15 protein-coding genes and 1 pseudogene are annotated in these 15,073 nt (G+C 70.4%); 9 read left to right on the forward strand and 7 right to left on the reverse strand.

The genetic code is table 11. The features are described from left to right. Positions 1-16 precede the first annotated feature (16 nt). Together ACFVT2_RS30210 and ACFVT2_RS30215 are read left to right on the forward strand one after the other, a co-directional pair. On the forward strand, positions 17-691 hold the full coding sequence (locus ACFVT2_RS30210) for a VC0807 family protein (RefSeq protein WP_390022921.1): 675 nt from the start codon (positions 17-19) through the stop codon (positions 689-691). Between the two features lie 183 nt (positions 692-874). After that, on the forward strand, positions 875-1,165 hold the full coding sequence (locus ACFVT2_RS30215) for a hypothetical protein (RefSeq protein ID WP_390022922.1): 291 nt from the start codon (positions 875-877) through the stop codon (positions 1,163-1,165). A 67-nt stretch (positions 1,166-1,232) separates the two neighbouring features. On the opposite strand, the gene ACFVT2_RS30220 is transcribed toward ACFVT2_RS30215, so the two are convergent. The 4 genes from ACFVT2_RS30220 to ACFVT2_RS30235 form a co-directional block, all read right to left on the reverse strand. Continuing rightward, positions 1,233-1,856, reverse strand: coding sequence for a flavodoxin family protein (locus ACFVT2_RS30220; protein WP_390022924.1), 624 nt, complete (start codon positions 1,854-1,856; stop codon positions 1,233-1,235). A 151-nt stretch (positions 1,857-2,007) separates the two neighbouring features. Beyond that, a complete protein-coding gene (locus tag ACFVT2_RS30225) occupies positions 2,008-3,153 on the reverse strand; it encodes an FAD-dependent oxidoreductase (protein ID WP_390022926.1) in 1,146 nt (381 codons plus the stop codon). 73 nt (positions 3,154-3,226) lie between these two features. Next, complete coding sequence (locus ACFVT2_RS30230) at positions 3,227-3,955, reverse strand: TetR/AcrR family transcriptional regulator (RefSeq protein ID WP_390022928.1); 729 nt, start codon at positions 3,953-3,955, stop codon at positions 3,227-3,229. A gap of 95 nt (positions 3,956-4,050) precedes the next feature. Beyond that, positions 4,051-4,614, reverse strand: a complete 564-nt coding sequence (locus ACFVT2_RS30235; RefSeq protein WP_390022930.1) for a glycoside hydrolase family 25 protein — start codon at positions 4,612-4,614, stop codon at positions 4,051-4,053. A 511-nt stretch (positions 4,615-5,125) separates the two neighbouring features. Between ACFVT2_RS30235 and ACFVT2_RS30240 the strand changes: the two genes are divergently transcribed. The 3 genes from ACFVT2_RS30240 (at position 5,126) to ACFVT2_RS30250 (ending at position 7,802) form a co-directional block, all read left to right on the forward strand. Further along, positions 5,126-5,989, forward strand: a complete 864-nt coding sequence (locus ACFVT2_RS30240; RefSeq protein WP_390022931.1) for a BTAD domain-containing putative transcriptional regulator — start codon at positions 5,126-5,128, stop codon at positions 5,987-5,989. 372 nt (positions 5,990-6,361) lie between these two features. Next, positions 6,362-6,694, forward strand: coding sequence for a hypothetical protein (locus ACFVT2_RS30245; protein WP_390022932.1), 333 nt, complete (start codon positions 6,362-6,364; stop codon positions 6,692-6,694). 1 nt (position 6,695) lies between these two features. After that, positions 6,696-7,802, forward strand: coding sequence for a M14 family metallopeptidase (locus ACFVT2_RS30250; protein ID WP_390022934.1), 1,107 nt, complete (start codon positions 6,696-6,698; stop codon positions 7,800-7,802). A gap of 91 nt (positions 7,803-7,893) precedes the next feature. Here ACFVT2_RS30250 and ACFVT2_RS30255 read toward each other — a convergent pair whose 3' ends face one another. The 3 genes from ACFVT2_RS30255 to ACFVT2_RS30265 all read right to left on the reverse strand — a co-directional run bounded on the left by ACFVT2_RS30255 (position 7,894) and on the right by ACFVT2_RS30265 (position 10,789). Further along, on the reverse strand, positions 7,894-8,901 hold the full coding sequence (locus ACFVT2_RS30255) for a DUF2278 family protein (protein ID WP_390022935.1): 1,008 nt from the start codon (positions 8,899-8,901) through the stop codon (positions 7,894-7,896). A gap of 40 nt (positions 8,902-8,941) precedes the next feature. Continuing rightward, positions 8,942-9,790 carry a DUF6424 family protein gene (locus tag ACFVT2_RS30260; RefSeq protein ID WP_390022937.1) on the reverse strand — a complete coding sequence of 283 codons (849 nt, stop codon included), beginning with the start codon at positions 9,788-9,790 and terminating at the stop codon, positions 8,942-8,944. A 444-nt stretch (positions 9,791-10,234) separates the two neighbouring features. Next, complete coding sequence (locus ACFVT2_RS30265; RefSeq protein WP_390022939.1) at positions 10,235-10,789, reverse strand: PadR family transcriptional regulator; 555 nt, start codon at positions 10,787-10,789, stop codon at positions 10,235-10,237. Positions 10,790-10,870: 81 nt separating this feature from the next. On the opposite strand from ACFVT2_RS30265, the gene ACFVT2_RS30270 reads away from it, so the two are divergent. The 4 genes and pseudogenes from ACFVT2_RS30270 (at position 10,871) to ACFVT2_RS30285 (ending at position 14,580) form a co-directional block, all read left to right on the forward strand. Next, the gene (locus tag ACFVT2_RS30270; protein WP_390022940.1) at positions 10,871-11,914 is read left to right on the forward strand and encodes an alpha/beta hydrolase; all 1,044 of its coding nucleotides are present in this window, start codon (positions 10,871-10,873) and stop codon (positions 11,912-11,914) included. 237 nt (positions 11,915-12,151) lie between these two features. Then, positions 12,152-13,441 (forward strand): aminotransferase class I/II-fold pyridoxal phosphate-dependent enzyme, encoded by a 1,290-nt coding sequence (locus ACFVT2_RS30275; protein WP_390022941.1) that lies wholly within the window; start codon positions 12,152-12,154, stop codon positions 13,439-13,441. A gap of 19 nt (positions 13,442-13,460) precedes the next feature. Then, a pseudogene (locus ACFVT2_RS30280) lies at positions 13,461-13,856 on the forward strand (GNAT family N-acetyltransferase); the annotation flags it as partial. 280 nt (positions 13,857-14,136) lie between these two features. Further along, positions 14,137-14,580 carry a hypothetical protein gene (locus tag ACFVT2_RS30285; RefSeq protein WP_390022943.1) on the forward strand — a complete coding sequence of 148 codons (444 nt, stop codon included), beginning with the start codon at positions 14,137-14,139 and terminating at the stop codon, positions 14,578-14,580. Positions 14,581-15,073: the final 493 nt, after the last annotated feature.

The raw sequence follows: 15,073 nt of genomic DNA on the forward strand, positions 1-15,073 counted from the left end.
GCAGCGGTGGCGTGCCGTGGGCGTACCACTGACCGTCAACCTCCTCCTACCGCTGGTCCTGTACTACGTGCTGCGCGCGCAGGACGTCGCGCAGTGGCAGGCTCTGTTGCTGAGCGGTGTGATTCCGGCCGCGCACGCCGTGGGCACGGCTGTGGTGCGCCGGCGCGTCGAGGTCTTCGACCTCCTCGTGGTTGTGCTGCTGGCGGTGTCGGCGGGGCTCTCGGCGATCAGCGGCAGCCCGCGGGTGCTGCTGTTGAAGGACGCGGGCATCCCCGCCGTCCTGGCGCTGTGGGTCCTGGGCACCCTGTTCGCGGTCCGGCCCTTCGCGTTCCACTTCGGGCGGCGGCTGGGCGGGCCGGCCGGCGCCGAGGCGGCCGAGCGTGCCTGGCGCGAACTCCCGGAATTCCGGAACGCACTGCGCGGACTGACGCTCCTGTGGGGCGGCGCGCAGTTGCTCGATGCCGCGCTGAGCACCGTGGCGGCGTTGGGGCTGCCCATCGACCTGGTGCCGGTGATCGGCAAGATCGAGTCCTTCGCGATCCTCGGCGCGATGGTGGCGCTGACCGTGCGCCGCAGCCGCGCCTTCCGTGACGAGTACGGCATCCCGCTCTTCGGCCTGCCGGCGCCGGCCGCACCGCGGGCCTCCGGCGACGCCCCGAACCTCACCGCGAGCGACGCGATGCGGACGTAACGCCCGGCGGAGCGTCCGACGACGCAGCAGAGTGGGGGAGCAGGGGAGTTGGCGCGGTCGGCGTCACGGGGCGGCCGGTCCGTCGTTGGACCGGTCGACAATCTGCTCTCCCCCCATTTGGAGCCCTTTATGAACTCCGTTGTACGAGGCCGTGGATGTGGTCGTGGTCGCGCGGTCGCGGCCGTGGCGCTCGCCGTCGGCGCGGTCCTGCTGCCGGTGGCGACCGCGGACGCGGCTGACCTCGGCATGATCACCTACACCACCCCGGCCGGCCAGGCCGCCACCTTGAAGCAACCCGAGCCCGGCCGCTGCTACTCCATCGCCGGCGCCGGCACCACCTCCAACCTCTCCCTGGTCGGGAAGACCGCCCACTTCTACGCCCGGCCGCACTGCGCCGGACGACCGGTCGCCGACCTCGGCCCCGGCAAGCACCGGAACCTGCGCTTCGCCTCCCTGGGCATCGACGCCGACTGAGCCGCGCCGGCACCGGTACGGGGCAGCGCCGGCGGGGTCCGCGCCCCGCCGGTGACCGGGTGGCGGGCTACGGCCGCGCCGGCTGCTCCTGGGAAGGGAAGCGGGCGAGGGCGGCCGGGCCTTGGAAAAAGCTCTTGGCGCGGACCATGGCGCGGTCGTCGTTCCGCACCTGACCCGGGCGGGAGCCGTTGCCGAACAACACCCCGCCGAAGTGCATCCGCAGGTACGCCGCGCTGTGGTGGAGGGCGGTCACCAGGCCGTCGGCGACGCCCTCGTCGTGGTCCGCCATGACCGTCACTCCCCACAGCGTCCGGCCCGCCATCCGCTCCTCGAAGTCCGAGCCGGGGACCGTCAGCCACCCCGACCAGTAGTCGAGGTAGCGCTTGGCCTGTGCGGAGAGGGTGTACCAGTACAGCGGCGAGGCGATGACCACGTCGGTGGCCTGGAGCGTGGCCTGCCGCAGTGCCTCCTCGTGCTCCCCGGCCGTCCAGGTGCCGGACTCGTGCCGGCCGTCCTGGAAGTCGGGCAGCGGCAGCCGGGACAGGTCCACCCACTCTTGCCGGACGTCGGAGGGGAGTTGGGCGGCGGCAGCGCGGGCGAGGATTTCGGTGTTGCCGTCGGGGCGGGAGCTGCCGAGGACGAAGAGGAACGAACGGTCCGGGCCGGTGGGCGCGGCGTTGGGCGTGGTCATATCTGCTCCGGTCTCGGGTCCCCGGACGTGGCTGCCGCGGCGGCATGCGCCGATCGCCGTCCGAAGGGGGGTCGGTGGGTCTCCCTGCTTCCAACTACCTTGCACCGGGGCGTATTCCGAGGTGTGGGTGCACCTTCCACACCTTGGGTGATCAGTGCTCGTGTGGCGGGCGGGCCGTGAACTGGTCCACGAGACGTGCCAGGGCGTCGTCGCCGAACATCATCCGCAGGTTGGCGTCCGACTCGGCGGCGGAGGCGGCGCTGCGTGGGAAGAGCGCCTCCTCGTACGCGGCCAGGGCGGCTTCGCGGTCGTCGGGGTGTGCGGCGAGGGCCTGGCCGAGTTCGGCGCCGTCCAGCATGGCGAGGTTGGCTCCTTCGCCGGCGAAGGGGGACATCAGGTGCGCGGCGTCACCCAGCAACGTCACACCGGGGGTGCGGGGCCAGCGGTGGCCGATGGGCAGGGCGTGGATGCGGCGGGGAACGAGTGCGCCGTCGGCGTCGGCGATCAGCTTCCGCAGACCGTCGTCCCAGTCCTCGAACTGGGTCAGGACGGCCTTCTTGGTGGTGTCCGGGTCGGTGAAGTCGATGGTGTCGAGCCAGTCCTCGCCGGTCTTGAGGGCGGTGTAGACGTGCAGACTCCCGTCGCTCTCGCGGTGCGCGAGCAGGCCCTTCTCGTCGCCCAGGCAGAGGAAGAAGCCGCCGCCGATCAGGGCTGCGCTGCCGGGATGGCGGACGTCGGCTTCCCGGAGGTCGCTCTCCACGAACGAGATCCCCGCGTAGGCGGGGAGCGCGTCGGACAGGAGGGGGCGTACGCGGGACCAGGCGCCGTCGGCCCCGATGAGCAGGTCGGTGGTGATCACGCTGCCGTCGGCGAAGGTGACTTCGTGCCGTCCGTCCTCCAGGGAACGGGCTCCGGTGGCCTTCCTGCCCCAGCGGACCGTGCCCTCGGGGAGGGCGCGCAGCAGCAGGTCTCGCAGCTGACCGCGGTCGACCTCGGGGCGGGTGCCGGTACCGTCGTCCTCTTCCGCCAGGCGGACCGCACCGTGTGGGTCGAGGATGCGCAGCGCCTCTCCGCCGGGGTGGACCAAGGTGCGGAAGGCGTCGTACAGGCCGGCGGCGCGCAGGGCGAGTTGCCCGGAGTCCTCGTGGATGTCGAGCATGCCGCCCTGGGTGCGGGCGGCCGGTGACTCCTCCCGGTCGAAGACGGCCGTCGCGATGCCGTGCACGTGCAGGACGCGGGCCAGGGTCAGGCCGCCGAGGCCGCCGCCGATGACGGCGAGGGGGTGGTGGGTGGTCATGGAGGGAGAGGCTCCTTGGGGGTGTGGTGTGCCCGGGGAGGGGCGATCCGGGGCCGGTCAGGCGGTCAGGCGGTCAGGCGGGGTCGGTGCGGTCCGGCCGGGCGGTCTCCGACATCCCGTTGATCAGCACGTGGAAACCCCAGGCCAGACGGTCTTCACCGGTGCCGGAGAACAGTTCGGTGCCCAGTGCGGCGAGCCGCGGGAACGCCTGTGGGGAGGCGTTGAGCACCGCGGCCGTTAGAGCGTCGTGCTCGTCCTGGGCGTGTGGCGCGGCGTCGCGGGCGGACTGCTCGGCGGCGGTCGCGGTGCCGAACTGGAGGAGGGCGTCCACCCCCCAGGCGGCGCGGTCGTCGGGGACGCCGCCTTCGGCCAGCAGGGCCAGGACGGCTTCCAGCAGCTCCAGGTAGTGCGGTCCCGACGGGCGGGTCACCAACGCCGAGCGGGCCAGTGCCGGGTGCCTGAACAGCACCGTCGTGTAGGACGACAGGATGCACACCAGCCGCTCGCGCCAGGCGCCGTCGGCCCGGGCCGGCCGCAGATCGACCTCGCCCAGCAGCTCGTCCAGGACGGCCGCGTGCAATGCGGCGGTGTTGGCCACGTACACGTAGAGCGAGGCCGGGCCGGTGTCCAGCTCCTGGGCCAGGCGGCGCATGGTCACCCGTTCCAGGCCCTCGCTCCGCGTCAGCGCGACAGCGGTCGCGACGATCACCGCCCGGGTCAGGGCGGGTTTCGCGGGGCGCTCGCGGCGGCCGCGCGGGGCGGGGGGCTCGGTGGGCTCGGCTGGTCCTGGCGTGGTGGGCATGGCTCCACGGTAACGAACGCGTTCGTTACGAACAAGTTCGTGGCGAACGCGTTCGCTGTGCCGAGCTGTGCCGAGCTGTGCCGAGCTGTGCCGGGCTATGCCGGGACGGCGACGTGGCGGGCCCAAGTGCGCAGTTCCGTCCGGTCCTTGAAGTTGCCGAGGCTCGTGTCGATGGGTTTGTCGGTGTACTGGTGGAACAGCCACCGGCTCTTGATGTCCGGCTGGCCGGGCTTGCCGTTGTACTGGGCGATCCAGAGCCCGTTACCGGCGAAGGACGTGGTGTCGCGGTGCAGCCAGAAGTCCCGGTTGCAGTACAGGATCGTCTGGTGGCCGGGGGTGCGCTGCTGCACCTGCTGGAGCCAACTGTCCTTCCAGGAATTCGGGACGCGGGCGTCCTCCCAGTCGAGGATGAGAACGTCACCGTCGATCAGATTGATTTTCGAGAGGAAATGGTCGACCTGGGCGGTAACCGGACCCGGGCGGGCGAAATGGTAGAAGCCGGTCACCAGTCCCGCATCGCGCCCGGTCTTTCGCTGGGCCACCCACCTGGGGTTGGTGTAGGTGGTGCCTTCGGTGATTTTGATGAACACGAAGTCGCTGCCGGATGTCTTGTATTTCTCCGGCTGGGCTGACGAAACGTCGATCCCTTTGACGGTCATGGTCGGTTCATTCCTTGCCGGTTATTGACGGTGCCTCTTTCGTTTTCCGGCGGATGACGGCATGGCGCATCGCACCGTGGTGGTGAGGGAGGCGTCGTAGCGCCTTGGGAGCGCGTGCTGTCGGGGCAGCACCGGCGCCCCTGGTCGTGCGCAGGGGCCGCTTCCATTTTCTCGCCGTGGTGCGGCCGCGGCATCTGGAGCAGCGTGCCGCGGAACGGTCGTGGTGGCGTCGTCGTTGCGCCCTCGGACCGCCGCGGCATCTGGCGTTCCGGCCATTCCGAGGAGTCCGGATCCCCGCTTGAAGTGGCAAATGTTGCCCGTTCGACTTCCTCGGGTTCAACGGGCTGATCTCCGGGACCTCTTTTCGGCGGTGTGGCCCCGGAGCATTCGACATCGGCCGGATGCGCGTCGCACGATGGAGGAAAGGGATGCACGAGGGCATATGACCCACCTCATATGACCCCGCATCCCTGTGGGAGTGTCTGGCCGGCCATCAGGAGATGCGGAGGCGATGAGCCACAGTATCGGTACGGATCTCGGCGCCGTGCGCGGAATCCCGGCGGTTCGTCCGCCCGGGACGGGGGAAGCGCAGTACGCCCCACCCCCACTCCGGAGCGCCGATGCCCGCATCGCGTTGCTCGGCGGCTTCCGGCTGGTCACCGGCCACGATCCGGCGCGGATCCCCGCGGGATCGGAGCGGTTGCTCGCGTTCGTCGCGCTGCACTCCGGCCCGGTGCCGCGGAGCGTCGTCGCGGAGAACCTGTGGCCGGACGTGTCCGAGCGCCGGGCGTACGCGTCCTTGCGGTCGGCGCTCAACCGCCTGCGCGGCGCCGGCTGCCGGATCCTCGACGCAGGCCCCGTGGAACTCGCCCTCGCGGGCGGCGTGGGAGTCGATTTCCAGGAACTCAGGCCGCTCGCGCACCTACTGGTCGATTCCGCGGTGGCGTCCCCCGGAACGGCCGTGTCCCTGGGCCTGGGCGCCTCGGAGATCGACGCGCTGTCCCAGGACCTGCTGCCGGGCTGGTGCGACGAGTGGGCGCTGCGGGAGGCCGAGGAATGGCGGCAACTGCGGATGCACGCCCTCGAAGCACTCGCCACCCGCTTCATCAGCGCCCAACACTTCGGTCACGCCGTGTGGGCCGCCGGTGCCGCGGTGCGCGCCGAACCGCTGCGCGAGACCGCCCGGGCCATCCTGATCAAGGCACACCTCGCCGAGGGCAACCAGTCCGAGGCCCTCCGCGAATTCCAGCGCTACCGGGCCCTGCTCCAGGCCGAGCTGGGGCTGCGCCCGACGGCCCGGCTGCTCGGCCTCGTCGCCGATCTGCGCTCGGCCGCGACCCGGTGCGCCGGCGGGCCCGGCCGCCCACGGGCATGACGCCTCGGTCACGCCGCGGTGACGCCCGATTGGCCATGCTGTCGTGAAGCAGCTGGGATGCGTGCCGGCCGTCCGTTCCGCAGCCGGTACGCCATGGACTGACGGCACACCGTGGGTTGATCGGTGAGGGCGGTGCAGCCGTCAGTCCTTGAGCGTGCGTCGTCATGCGGAGGTGCCGGAGGTGCCGGGCCTGCGAGTCGGCTGCGCCGGCACCACAAGGTGCGGGAAACCCCAAGACAGATTCTGGTTAACCCAAGACACCGGTTAACCCGAGACACCGGTTAACCCGAGACACCGGACAACCCGAGACACCGGATACCACGAGACGAGTCGCTGGACACCGCCACGGCTCGACACCATGAAGAGGCTGACATGTCGGAGCGCGAGAACATCCTGCACGTGCGGGTGACCGCCGACGACGCCGAGACGTTGCGGACCCTGCTGCGGGAGGAGCCGTTGGACGTCGGCGGGCGGCCGCGGGAGACCCCGGGGCCCGGGAACGCGATGACCATCGAGGCGTACGTACCGCGTGGGAGGGCCGATCGTCTGGAGCGCGCGGGCGTCTCCGTGGACGTCCTCAGGGACGCGACCGAGACCGGGCACGCCCGGCAGGCGGAGGTCGGCCGCGGCAACCGGTTCGCCAACCCGGACGAAGTGCCGTACGGACTGGGCGAGATGGTGAAGGAAGAAGGGCCAGGAGGTTGAGATGTCGTACCTCAACACCACCGAGGTCGATTCCGCATTGGTGAACCTCTCGCGGGCCTACCCGGCGTTGAGCGAGTTGATCGACCTTCCCGAGCGGTCGATCGAGGGCGTCGACTGTCACGCCCTGCGCCTGGGCGCGGCACCGGCCGGCACTCGGGACTGCGTGATGGTCATCGGGGGCGTGCACGCCAGGGAATGGGGCAGTTGCGAGATCCTCATCTACTTCGCCGCCGACCTGTTGCGGGCGTACACCACGGCTTCCGGGCTGGTCTACGGCGGCAAGAAGTACACCGCAGCCGAGGTGAAGGCGCTCCTGGAGAACGTGGAGATCGTGCTCTTCCCTCTGGTCAACCCGGACGGCCGGAACTACAGCCAGACCGTCGAACCGATGTGGCGGAAGAACCGCAACCCCGCCTACGGAAGCGGCCAGGGCGACTGCGTGGGCGTCGACATCAACCGCAACTACGACTTCCTCTTCGACGCCGCGACGGCCTTCTCGCCCACCTCGGGCGTGCGGGTGTCGACCGATCCGTGCGACCCGCAGCTGTACCACGGCCCCGCGCCGTTCTCCGAGCCCGAGACGCGCAACGTCCGGTGGCTGCTGGACGCCTACCCCCGGACCCGGTGGTTCATCGACGTGCACAGTTACTCGGAGGACATGCTGTATGTCTGGGGCGACGATCAGGACCAGTCCACCGACCCGTCGATGAACTTCCTCAACCACGCCTTCGACGGCCTCCGGGGCGATGCGGGGGACACCGCGTACCGCGAGTTCATCCCCAAGATCGACTTCGATCAGGAGACCGCACTCGCCCGGGACTTCCAGAACGGGGTGCAGGGGGTGCGCGGCCGGACGTACACCGCCAAGTCGGCCTTCGACCTGTACCCGACGTCCGGGACCAGTGACGACTACGCGTTCGGCCGGCACTTCGTCGATCCATCCAAGGAGAGGGTCCTCGCCTACACCATCGAGTGGGGCACGGAGTTCCAGCCGTCGTGGAACGAGATGGAGAACATCATCAAGGACGTGAACGCGGGGCTCCTACAGTTCTGCATCAACGCCCCGGCGACCGTCGCCGCCTCCGCGGCCTCCACCGTCGTTGCCTGAGCAGTGCCTGATCCTGAGTAGTGCCTGATTAGGTCTGTGGGCCCGCCCCGGGTGGCCCGGGGCGGGCCCACAGACAGACGGCGGCAGCCCGTCAGAAGGCGATCGTCCAGCCCTCCCGACGGCTCTGGTCCTCGGTGTAGGCGACGCCGTGGACGTTGAGTCCGGCGGGGTTGAGCAGGGTGATCGCTCCGCCGTGGTCACCGAGGTGGAACCCGTCGCCGCCGGCAACGGCCAGGGTGGTCCCGGGCGCGACCGTCTGTGCGGGCAGTGGCAGTCGGTGGCCCTGCTGGTCGGCGAGTTGCCAACCGGTCAGGTCGATGGAGCCGGGCGAGGTATTGAGCAGCGTGACGGATTCGGTGCTCGGCGTCGCGCCGCCGGAGTGGACGAGCGCGGCCACGATGCGCAGCGGTGTGCCGCCGTCGCCGGGAACCAGGGCCTCGGTCTCGATGGTGTGGCCGGTGGTGTCGTCGGTGTGCCAGGACTGGGACTGGAAGGCCAGGAACACCGCGATCCAGCGGGATTCGGCCGGCACCTGTATCAGCAGTCCGCCGTCCTGCCAGACACCGTCGTCGACCTGGAACTGACCGGAGTTGCCTTGGTTCATGTGGATGTCGTGGACCCCGTTGTCCGGCCGGAAGTGGAACGCCTTGTCGCGGACGGACGGTTCGGGGCCGAACCGCTGGCCGAACACGTACACCGCCATGGTGGAATCGGCGATGGCGCGTTGGACGTAGTGGTCCAGGAGGTCGGCCAGGTCGTTGTCCACGCCGGGCAGGTCCGGTGGCAGGATCCGCATCGCGGACGGGACGAACATGTTGCCGCGGATGTAGTCGAGACTGGCCGTACCCGCGTGTGATTCCAACGCCGTCCAGCCGCTGCCGGCGGCCGGCAGCAGTTGGGTCAGTGGATGCCGGAAGTCGTCGTCGGCCAGGTAGCGCAGGTCGGGCGGGCTCTGTTGGGACAGGACGTTCACCGCGGCGCGGTAGTGGGTGCCGGCGTCGTCGGTGAGGTGGATCTGGTAGTGCGGGGTGCCGCTGGCGCCCTCGCGGCGCCGGTCCACGGCACGGCCGGCCAGGACGCCGTATGACGCGATGGGCATGAGGTGCCTCCAGGCAGACGGGGGAGTGTGACGACAGGCCCTAGGCGAGTTGGGGTTGCTGTCGGCGGAACGCCTGCTGGGCCAGCGCATCGTCGGCGGGCAGGACGGCCCCCTCGGCATCGACGGCCAGGGCTTCGGTGTGGCCGGTCGTCTCGGCGCGCTTGCCGCCGCTGGGCGGTACGAGGTGTTTGGCGTACGGCGAGCTGGGATGGGCGGCCAGCACGCGTACCCGGCCGTCGCCGGAGCCGCGCGGGGCGACCGGGACGACCGCGACCGAGAGACCGTTGCTGTCCTCGACGAACAGGCTGAAGTCGTCGAAACGGAAGTGGTCGATGTCCACGATCGGCTTCGGGTAGTGGTGGTAGCCGGCCGCTGTCGGGAGCACCCCGGAGTGGGTACCGGCAGGTAGTGGCACCGAGGCGTTGAATATCGAATCGGTCCAGTCGGACACTTGCTCGGCGGTCTGTATCGGGGTGTTCAGGAGCCGTTCACCGTCTTCGTAGCCGAACTCGACATAGCCCGGCAGGGTGTCGGGGAACGCCGCGATCACGCGCGCCGCGCAGAGGCGGACCTGGTCCACCTTCGCCGGGTCCGCGCAGAACTGCGCCGACCACTCGATGCCGAGCGGCAGGAACAGGCACAGCCAGCCGTCCGTGTCCTTGACCCACACCCCGCCGCCGTGGTGGTCCTGGTACGGAGCCGGCGCGAACGTCCAGTCACTGGTCGTGTCGACGAGCTTGAGCATCAGTGCCCGGCTCGCCTTGTACTGGTCACTGTCGACGCGTTGGGGGTGGTCCGCCACGGAAATGGTCCATGGGTGGTTTTCGTGTTCGGTGTGTGTCCCTGTCGTGGATTGGTTCCCTGCCGCAGTGTTCATGGTGATCTCCATCTGAGGGCCGGAAGCAGAGCTATGACTCGACCTGGCTCGATCCGCCGCACACGGAATCGCGCGGCGGAGAGAAAACGACAGCGGATCATGCGACCGCCTCGGGTCAACTCCCGGAATGCGGTGAGGGCATGAGGCGCCTATGAGTCACCCGCTATATAAGATGCTACCCCTGTTCGACCTGCTGGGACTGTCCGATTTCCCTTGTTCCTGGCGGCGACTGCGTTGTCACCAGGGGTAGTTGTTCCCGGGGGCCGGTTGCGCTAGGTGCGCCGCCGACCAGTGCAGGGGATTCACGGCGGCTGGAATCAGGGATGTTATTCCGCGGCGGAATTCTTGGTGCGGGGGTCGGCGACCCGACCGTGATTCCCATATCTGGGCCGCCCGTGACGCCAATGCCGGTGTCGGGACCACTCGTGACGCCCGGAATTTCGTGTGGACAGGCCCCTAGGAAAGGGGGTCGTCCAGGCGGCTCGGGTCGGCGGCCACCGATTCCCAGAACTCCGCGTGGGCCTGCTCGTGCAAGACGCCGAGCCGCAGCAATCGGGCCCGGGACCGTTGTCGCGAATCCTGTGCGGGGTCGAGTTCGGCGCGCAGTGATGTGTAGTGCGCGAGCCATTCGCGGTGCCGTGCCGCCTGGCGGGTGGCGAGCGCGACGATGTCTGCCGGGTCGCCGAGGTCGGCGAAGAAGAGCTTGAGCTGTGCCGGGTCGCGGGTTTCCGCCTCGGGGGTGTCCGGGTCGGCCAGCCAGCGTGCCAGTGCGGCGCGGCCGGCCGTGGTGAGGTGGAAGATCCGGCGGCGCCGCCCGGTGGTCTCGGTCTCCTCCCGCAGCAGACCTGCCTGCGCCAACTCGGGCGGAATCCGGTAGAGCTGCGCGTGCAGGATCGGCCAGAAGGGCTGGATGTCGTCCTCGACCCGGGCCTTGAGCTCGTACGGCGTCATCGGGCCGTGCCGGGCGATCAGGCCCAGTACGACGTACCTCGCCGGGCTGTACTCCGCCATCGTTCCCTCTGTCTGTCCCAGTCCCTTGACACGGTCTCATTGGGACCATACCTTTCCTTCCGTTGAGACCATATCAATGAGATGGTTACGGAAGTGGCCGTCTCCTTGGCGAAGAACGGGGACCGATACCGCATGGACGCCCGCACCACCTCGTCGCACCTGGCCGTGCATCCCGAACTGGCCGACGTATTCGCCGCGTTGCCCGAGCGGCCGGAGAATCCCTACACCGATGTCGCAGCCCTCCGCGCCCACTTCAAGCAGCTGATGGCTCCGTTGATGCCTGCGCACGACACCCGCGTCACCATCCGGCACCTCTCGCTGCCCGGGCCGGACGGCAACACCCTCGACGTACAGGTGCTCCGGCCCGCCGGCGCGGAGGGCGTACTGCCGGGCGTGCTCTACCTCCACGGAGGCGGCTTCGTCTACGGGGAACTGGACGGGCCCAGCCCCATGGCGCGCGACGCGTGCGTCGCGACCGGTGCGGTCGTGGTCAACGTCCACTACCGACTGGCCCCCGAACACCGCTACCCCGCAGGTGTCGAGGACTGCTACACCACCTTGGAATGGATGGCCGCCAACGCCGGGGAACTCGGCCTGGACGCCGACCGGATCGCCGTCACCGGGGCTTCCGCGGGCGGCAACCTCAGTGCCGCCGTCTGCCTCATGGCCCGCGACCGCCAGGGCCCCCGCATCGTGTGGCAGGGGCTCCTCATCCCCTGCCTGGACGACCGCCTCCGCACGGCCTCCGCACAACGCATCACCGACCGCCGGATCGCCAACGGCACCGGCATCGGGCACACGTGGGACACCTACCTCGGCCCCGACCACGACCCGCACACCCCCGCCTACGCGGCTCCCGCCCGCGCCACCGACCTCGCCGGCCTCCCGCCCGCCTACGTCCTCACCTGCGGACTCGACCCCCTGCGCGACGAAGGGCTCGACTACGCGCGCCGCCTGGCCGAGGCCGACGTCCCCGTCGAGACCAAGGACGTCCCCGGTGCCTGGCACTTCTTCGAAGCCTATGCACCCGGCACCGAACTGGCCCGCCGCGCCACCGCACACTGGTTGGCGGCGCTGCGCAACGCCCTCGCCTCCACCCCGCCGCATCCGGCAGCGCAGGACTGACCGCGCACGGCTGACCGCGCAGGGCTGACCGCACCGGGCCGCCGCGACGGCCCGCGCGGTGCCAGGTGCCCGCCAGGCACCCGGCCGACACCGGTGAGGCACCTTCCAGGCGCTCCCCAGGCACTTACCAGGCATCGCTCGGGCAGAAAAGGGCAGGTGGTCCTGATCCGACCTGGCTACCGTGGGCGCTGCCCCGCGCCGGCAGCGGCCGGGGCAGGACCCGACGAAGGACGAGGAATGGACCTGACCGTACTCACGCCCGCCGAACTGTCCGACCGGCTCACCGCGCTCCGTGCCGAGCATCACCGGCTCACGGGCCGGGGCCTGCGCCTGGACCTGACCCGCGGCAAGCCCGCCGCCGAACAGCTGGCACTGTCGCAGCCCCTGCTGGACCTGCCCGGCCTCGACGACCACACCGCGCAGGACGGCACCGACTGCCGCAACTACGGCGGCCTGCACGGCCTGCCCGAACTGCGGGCGACGTTCGCCGGACCGCTCCAGGTCCCGGCGGAGCAGCTGGTCGCCTTCGGCAACTCCAGCCTGGAGTTGATGTACGAGTGCCTGGTGGACGCCGTGCTGTTCGGTGTGGCGGGTGCGGCCGAACCCTGGCAGCGGGACGGTCGAACGGCCATGTTGTGCACGGTGCCCGGCTACGACCGGCACTTCGCGATCTGCGAGAAGCTCGGCATCGACATGATTCCCGTGCCGATGACGGAGACCGGCCCGGACATGGACGAGGTCGAACGCCTCGTCGCCGACGAGCGGGTCAAGGGCATCTGGTGCGTCCCCAAGTACAGCAACCCCACGGCCGTCACCTTCTCCGCCGAGACGGTGCGCCGCCTGGCCGCCATGGAGACCGCCGCCCCCGACTTCCGCATCTTCTGGGACAACGCCTACGCCGTGCACCGCGTGGCCGGGACGGACGAGCCGCTGGCGGACGTGCTCGGCCTGAGTGCGGAACACGGCCATCCCGACCGGGTGTTCGTCTTCGGATCGACCTCGAAGATCACCACGGCCGGCAGTGGCGTCGCCTTCTTCGGCTCCTCGCCGGCCAACGTCGCCTGGCTCCTCGGCCACTTCGCCAAGCGGACGATCGGACCAGACAAGGTCAACCAGCTGCGGCACGCCCGCTTCCTGCCCGACGCACCGGCCGTGCACGCCCACATGGCACGCCACGCCGCCGTGCTGCGCCCCAAGTTCGAGCTGGTCGACGCCGTACTGGAGAAGCGGCTCGGGGACACCGGAGTGGCCTCCTGGACGCGCCCCCAGGGCGGATACTTCGTGAGCCTGGACGTCCTGGACGGCTGCGCGGCCCGCGTGGTGGAACTGGCCGGGGAGGCAGGCATCGCCCTGACGCCCGCCGGGGCCACCTTCCCCTACGGCAAGGACCCCCGGGACCGCAACATCCGCCTCGCCCCCAGTTACCCCGACCCGGACGAGCTCCGCGACGCGGCGGAGGGACTGGCCCTGTGCGTCGAACTCGCCGCGGTGGAAAGCCTGTTGGCCACAACGGACGAACCCGCCTGAGCAACGGTTGCGCGGCCCGCTGCCGGACGTCATCACCGACCTGGCGTCGAGCCGCGCGTACCTCCGGTCGTACGCCGAGAAGACCGCCTCCGACACCGGGCGGATCCACGGCATCCGGACGGACCGCGAGTTGGTCGGGGCGGTTCTCCTGCGGACGATGGACATCGAGCAGGGCGTGGCCGAGGCCGGCTGCTGGTTGGAGCCGTCGGCGGCCGGCAAGGGGCTGGTGACCCGGGCCGTGCGTGCGGTCATCGACTGGGCGGTCGAGGCACGGGGGATCCACCGCATCGAGTGGTGGGCCGCGTCGGCGAACGCGCCCAGCATCGCGGTGGCCCGCCGGCTCGGCATGACGAAGGAAGGCGTGCTGCGGGAGAACTACCTGCAACGCGGGGAGCGGCACGACATGGAGATCTGATCCGTGCTCGTGCCGGAGCGGCGGGCGCACGAAGCATCGTCCTGACGCGGCGATGCGCTCCGGCGAGAGGCACGTTCCGTGTTCCCCGGCCTACGTTGCGGAACGTCCGCAGGTCCGCGCCGACCCGGGTGGCGCCGCCGGGTGCAGCGGTCGTAGCCTCTCCGCAGAGAGAGGCAGCGACAGCCCCGCGGGGACGTGTTCGGGCCGTGACGGGAACCGCACCCTGCGTCGCAGCCGGTGTCCGAGGTGTCCACCCGTGCGAAGCGGCTGAGGAGCGGATATGCGAGTTCACAGGGCAACGGCAGCACTCATGGTCTGTGCCGGGGTGGCACTGGCGACGGTCACCATGCCGGCATCCGCGTCCGCCGCCGCACCGTCCACCAGCAACCGCGTGGCGGTCATCGACTGCACCGGGAACGCCCAGCAACGACCCGGCACCTTCATGCTCGCCTGCGGCGACGGCAACAACGTCCTGACGTCGTTGCGTTGGTCGCAGTGGCAGTCCGGGTCCGCGGTGGCCCGGGGCACGGACATGGTCAACGACTGCCGGCCCTACTGCGCGGCAGGCCACTTCCACGGCTACCCCGTCAAAGTGCGCCTGGACAACGCGCAACCCCGGGCCGGTCACTCCGGGAAGCGGCACTTCACCCGGGTCACGTTGACGTACCCCGCCGGCCGGCCGGCCGATACGCCGCGCGTCGTCACGTGGAAACTCTGGAGCTGACGACACCGTCCCGCGTCGGGGCGGGAGCCTCCCCGCTCCGGCGCGTCCCTGCGCGCCGGCCCTCCGGCGTCCTGAGCGCGTCAACCGGCCCGCCTCGGTGAGCTGTTCGCCGCCGAGCCCGCTCGAACCGTAGCCGGCGACGTCCTCGCGGACCGCGGAGAGCTGCGGACGCACGCAGGTAGCGCGAAGCGAGTGGCCGCGCTGCCAGACCGCGGCGTCGGCCTTGCCGTAGAGGCCGATCCGCTTCTCCTTCGCGTGCAGTGCCCTCCGTTGGGTCGCGAAGTCCCGCCGGTCCAGCGGTTTCCCGTCGGACCGAAGCGCCCCCGGAACCGCCACGAGCCGTGATCGCCGCGGCGGGGGGCGGGGGCCACGACGGCCAACGCCATCGTTCTGCGGGCCCGGTTCATACCGCGTTTCCTCTCGGTGCCTGTGTGCCGCACGACCGCGGCACACAGGCACCGCAAGCCGGTCCAGACCTTTCCAAAGTCCCAGG

The organism is Streptomyces sp. NPDC058000, assembly GCF_042886435.1.
Classification (GTDB): domain Bacteria; phylum Actinomycetota; class Actinomycetes; order Streptomycetales; family Streptomycetaceae; genus Streptomyces.

Coding starts and splice junctions, on each gene's coding strand:
- ACFVT2_RS30250 (WP_390022934.1), top strand. CDS start 6,696: ATGTCGTACCTCAACACCACCGAGGTCGATTCCGCATTGGTGAACCTC.
- ACFVT2_RS30275 (WP_390022941.1), top strand. CDS start 12,152: ATGGACCTGACCGTACTCACGCCCGCCGAACTGTCCGACCGGCTCACC.
- ACFVT2_RS30240 (WP_390022931.1), top strand. CDS start 5,126: ATGAGCCACAGTATCGGTACGGATCTCGGCGCCGTGCGCGGAATCCCG.
- ACFVT2_RS30285 (WP_390022943.1), top strand. CDS start 14,137: ATGCGAGTTCACAGGGCAACGGCAGCACTCATGGTCTGTGCCGGGGTG.
- ACFVT2_RS30270 (WP_390022940.1), top strand. CDS start 10,871: ATGGTTACGGAAGTGGCCGTCTCCTTGGCGAAGAACGGGGACCGATAC.
- ACFVT2_RS30260 (WP_390022937.1), bottom strand. CDS start 9,790: ATGGAGATCACCATGAACACTGCGGCAGGGAACCAATCCACGACAGGG.
- ACFVT2_RS30220 (WP_390022924.1), bottom strand. CDS start 1,856: ATGACCACGCCCAACGCCGCGCCCACCGGCCCGGACCGTTCGTTCCTC.
- ACFVT2_RS30265 (WP_390022939.1), bottom strand. CDS start 10,789: ATGGCGGAGTACAGCCCGGCGAGGTACGTCGTACTGGGCCTGATCGCC.
- ACFVT2_RS30230 (WP_390022928.1), bottom strand. CDS start 3,955: ATGCCCACCACGCCAGGACCAGCCGAGCCCACCGAGCCCCCCGCCCCG.
- ACFVT2_RS30255 (WP_390022935.1), bottom strand. CDS start 8,901: ATGCCCATCGCGTCATACGGCGTCCTGGCCGGCCGTGCCGTGGACCGG.
- ACFVT2_RS30225 (WP_390022926.1), bottom strand. CDS start 3,153: ATGACCACCCACCACCCCCTCGCCGTCATCGGCGGCGGCCTCGGCGGC.
- ACFVT2_RS30235 (WP_390022930.1), bottom strand. CDS start 4,614: ATGACCGTCAAAGGGATCGACGTTTCGTCAGCCCAGCCGGAGAAATAC.
- ACFVT2_RS30245 (WP_390022932.1), top strand. CDS start 6,362: ATGTCGGAGCGCGAGAACATCCTGCACGTGCGGGTGACCGCCGACGAC.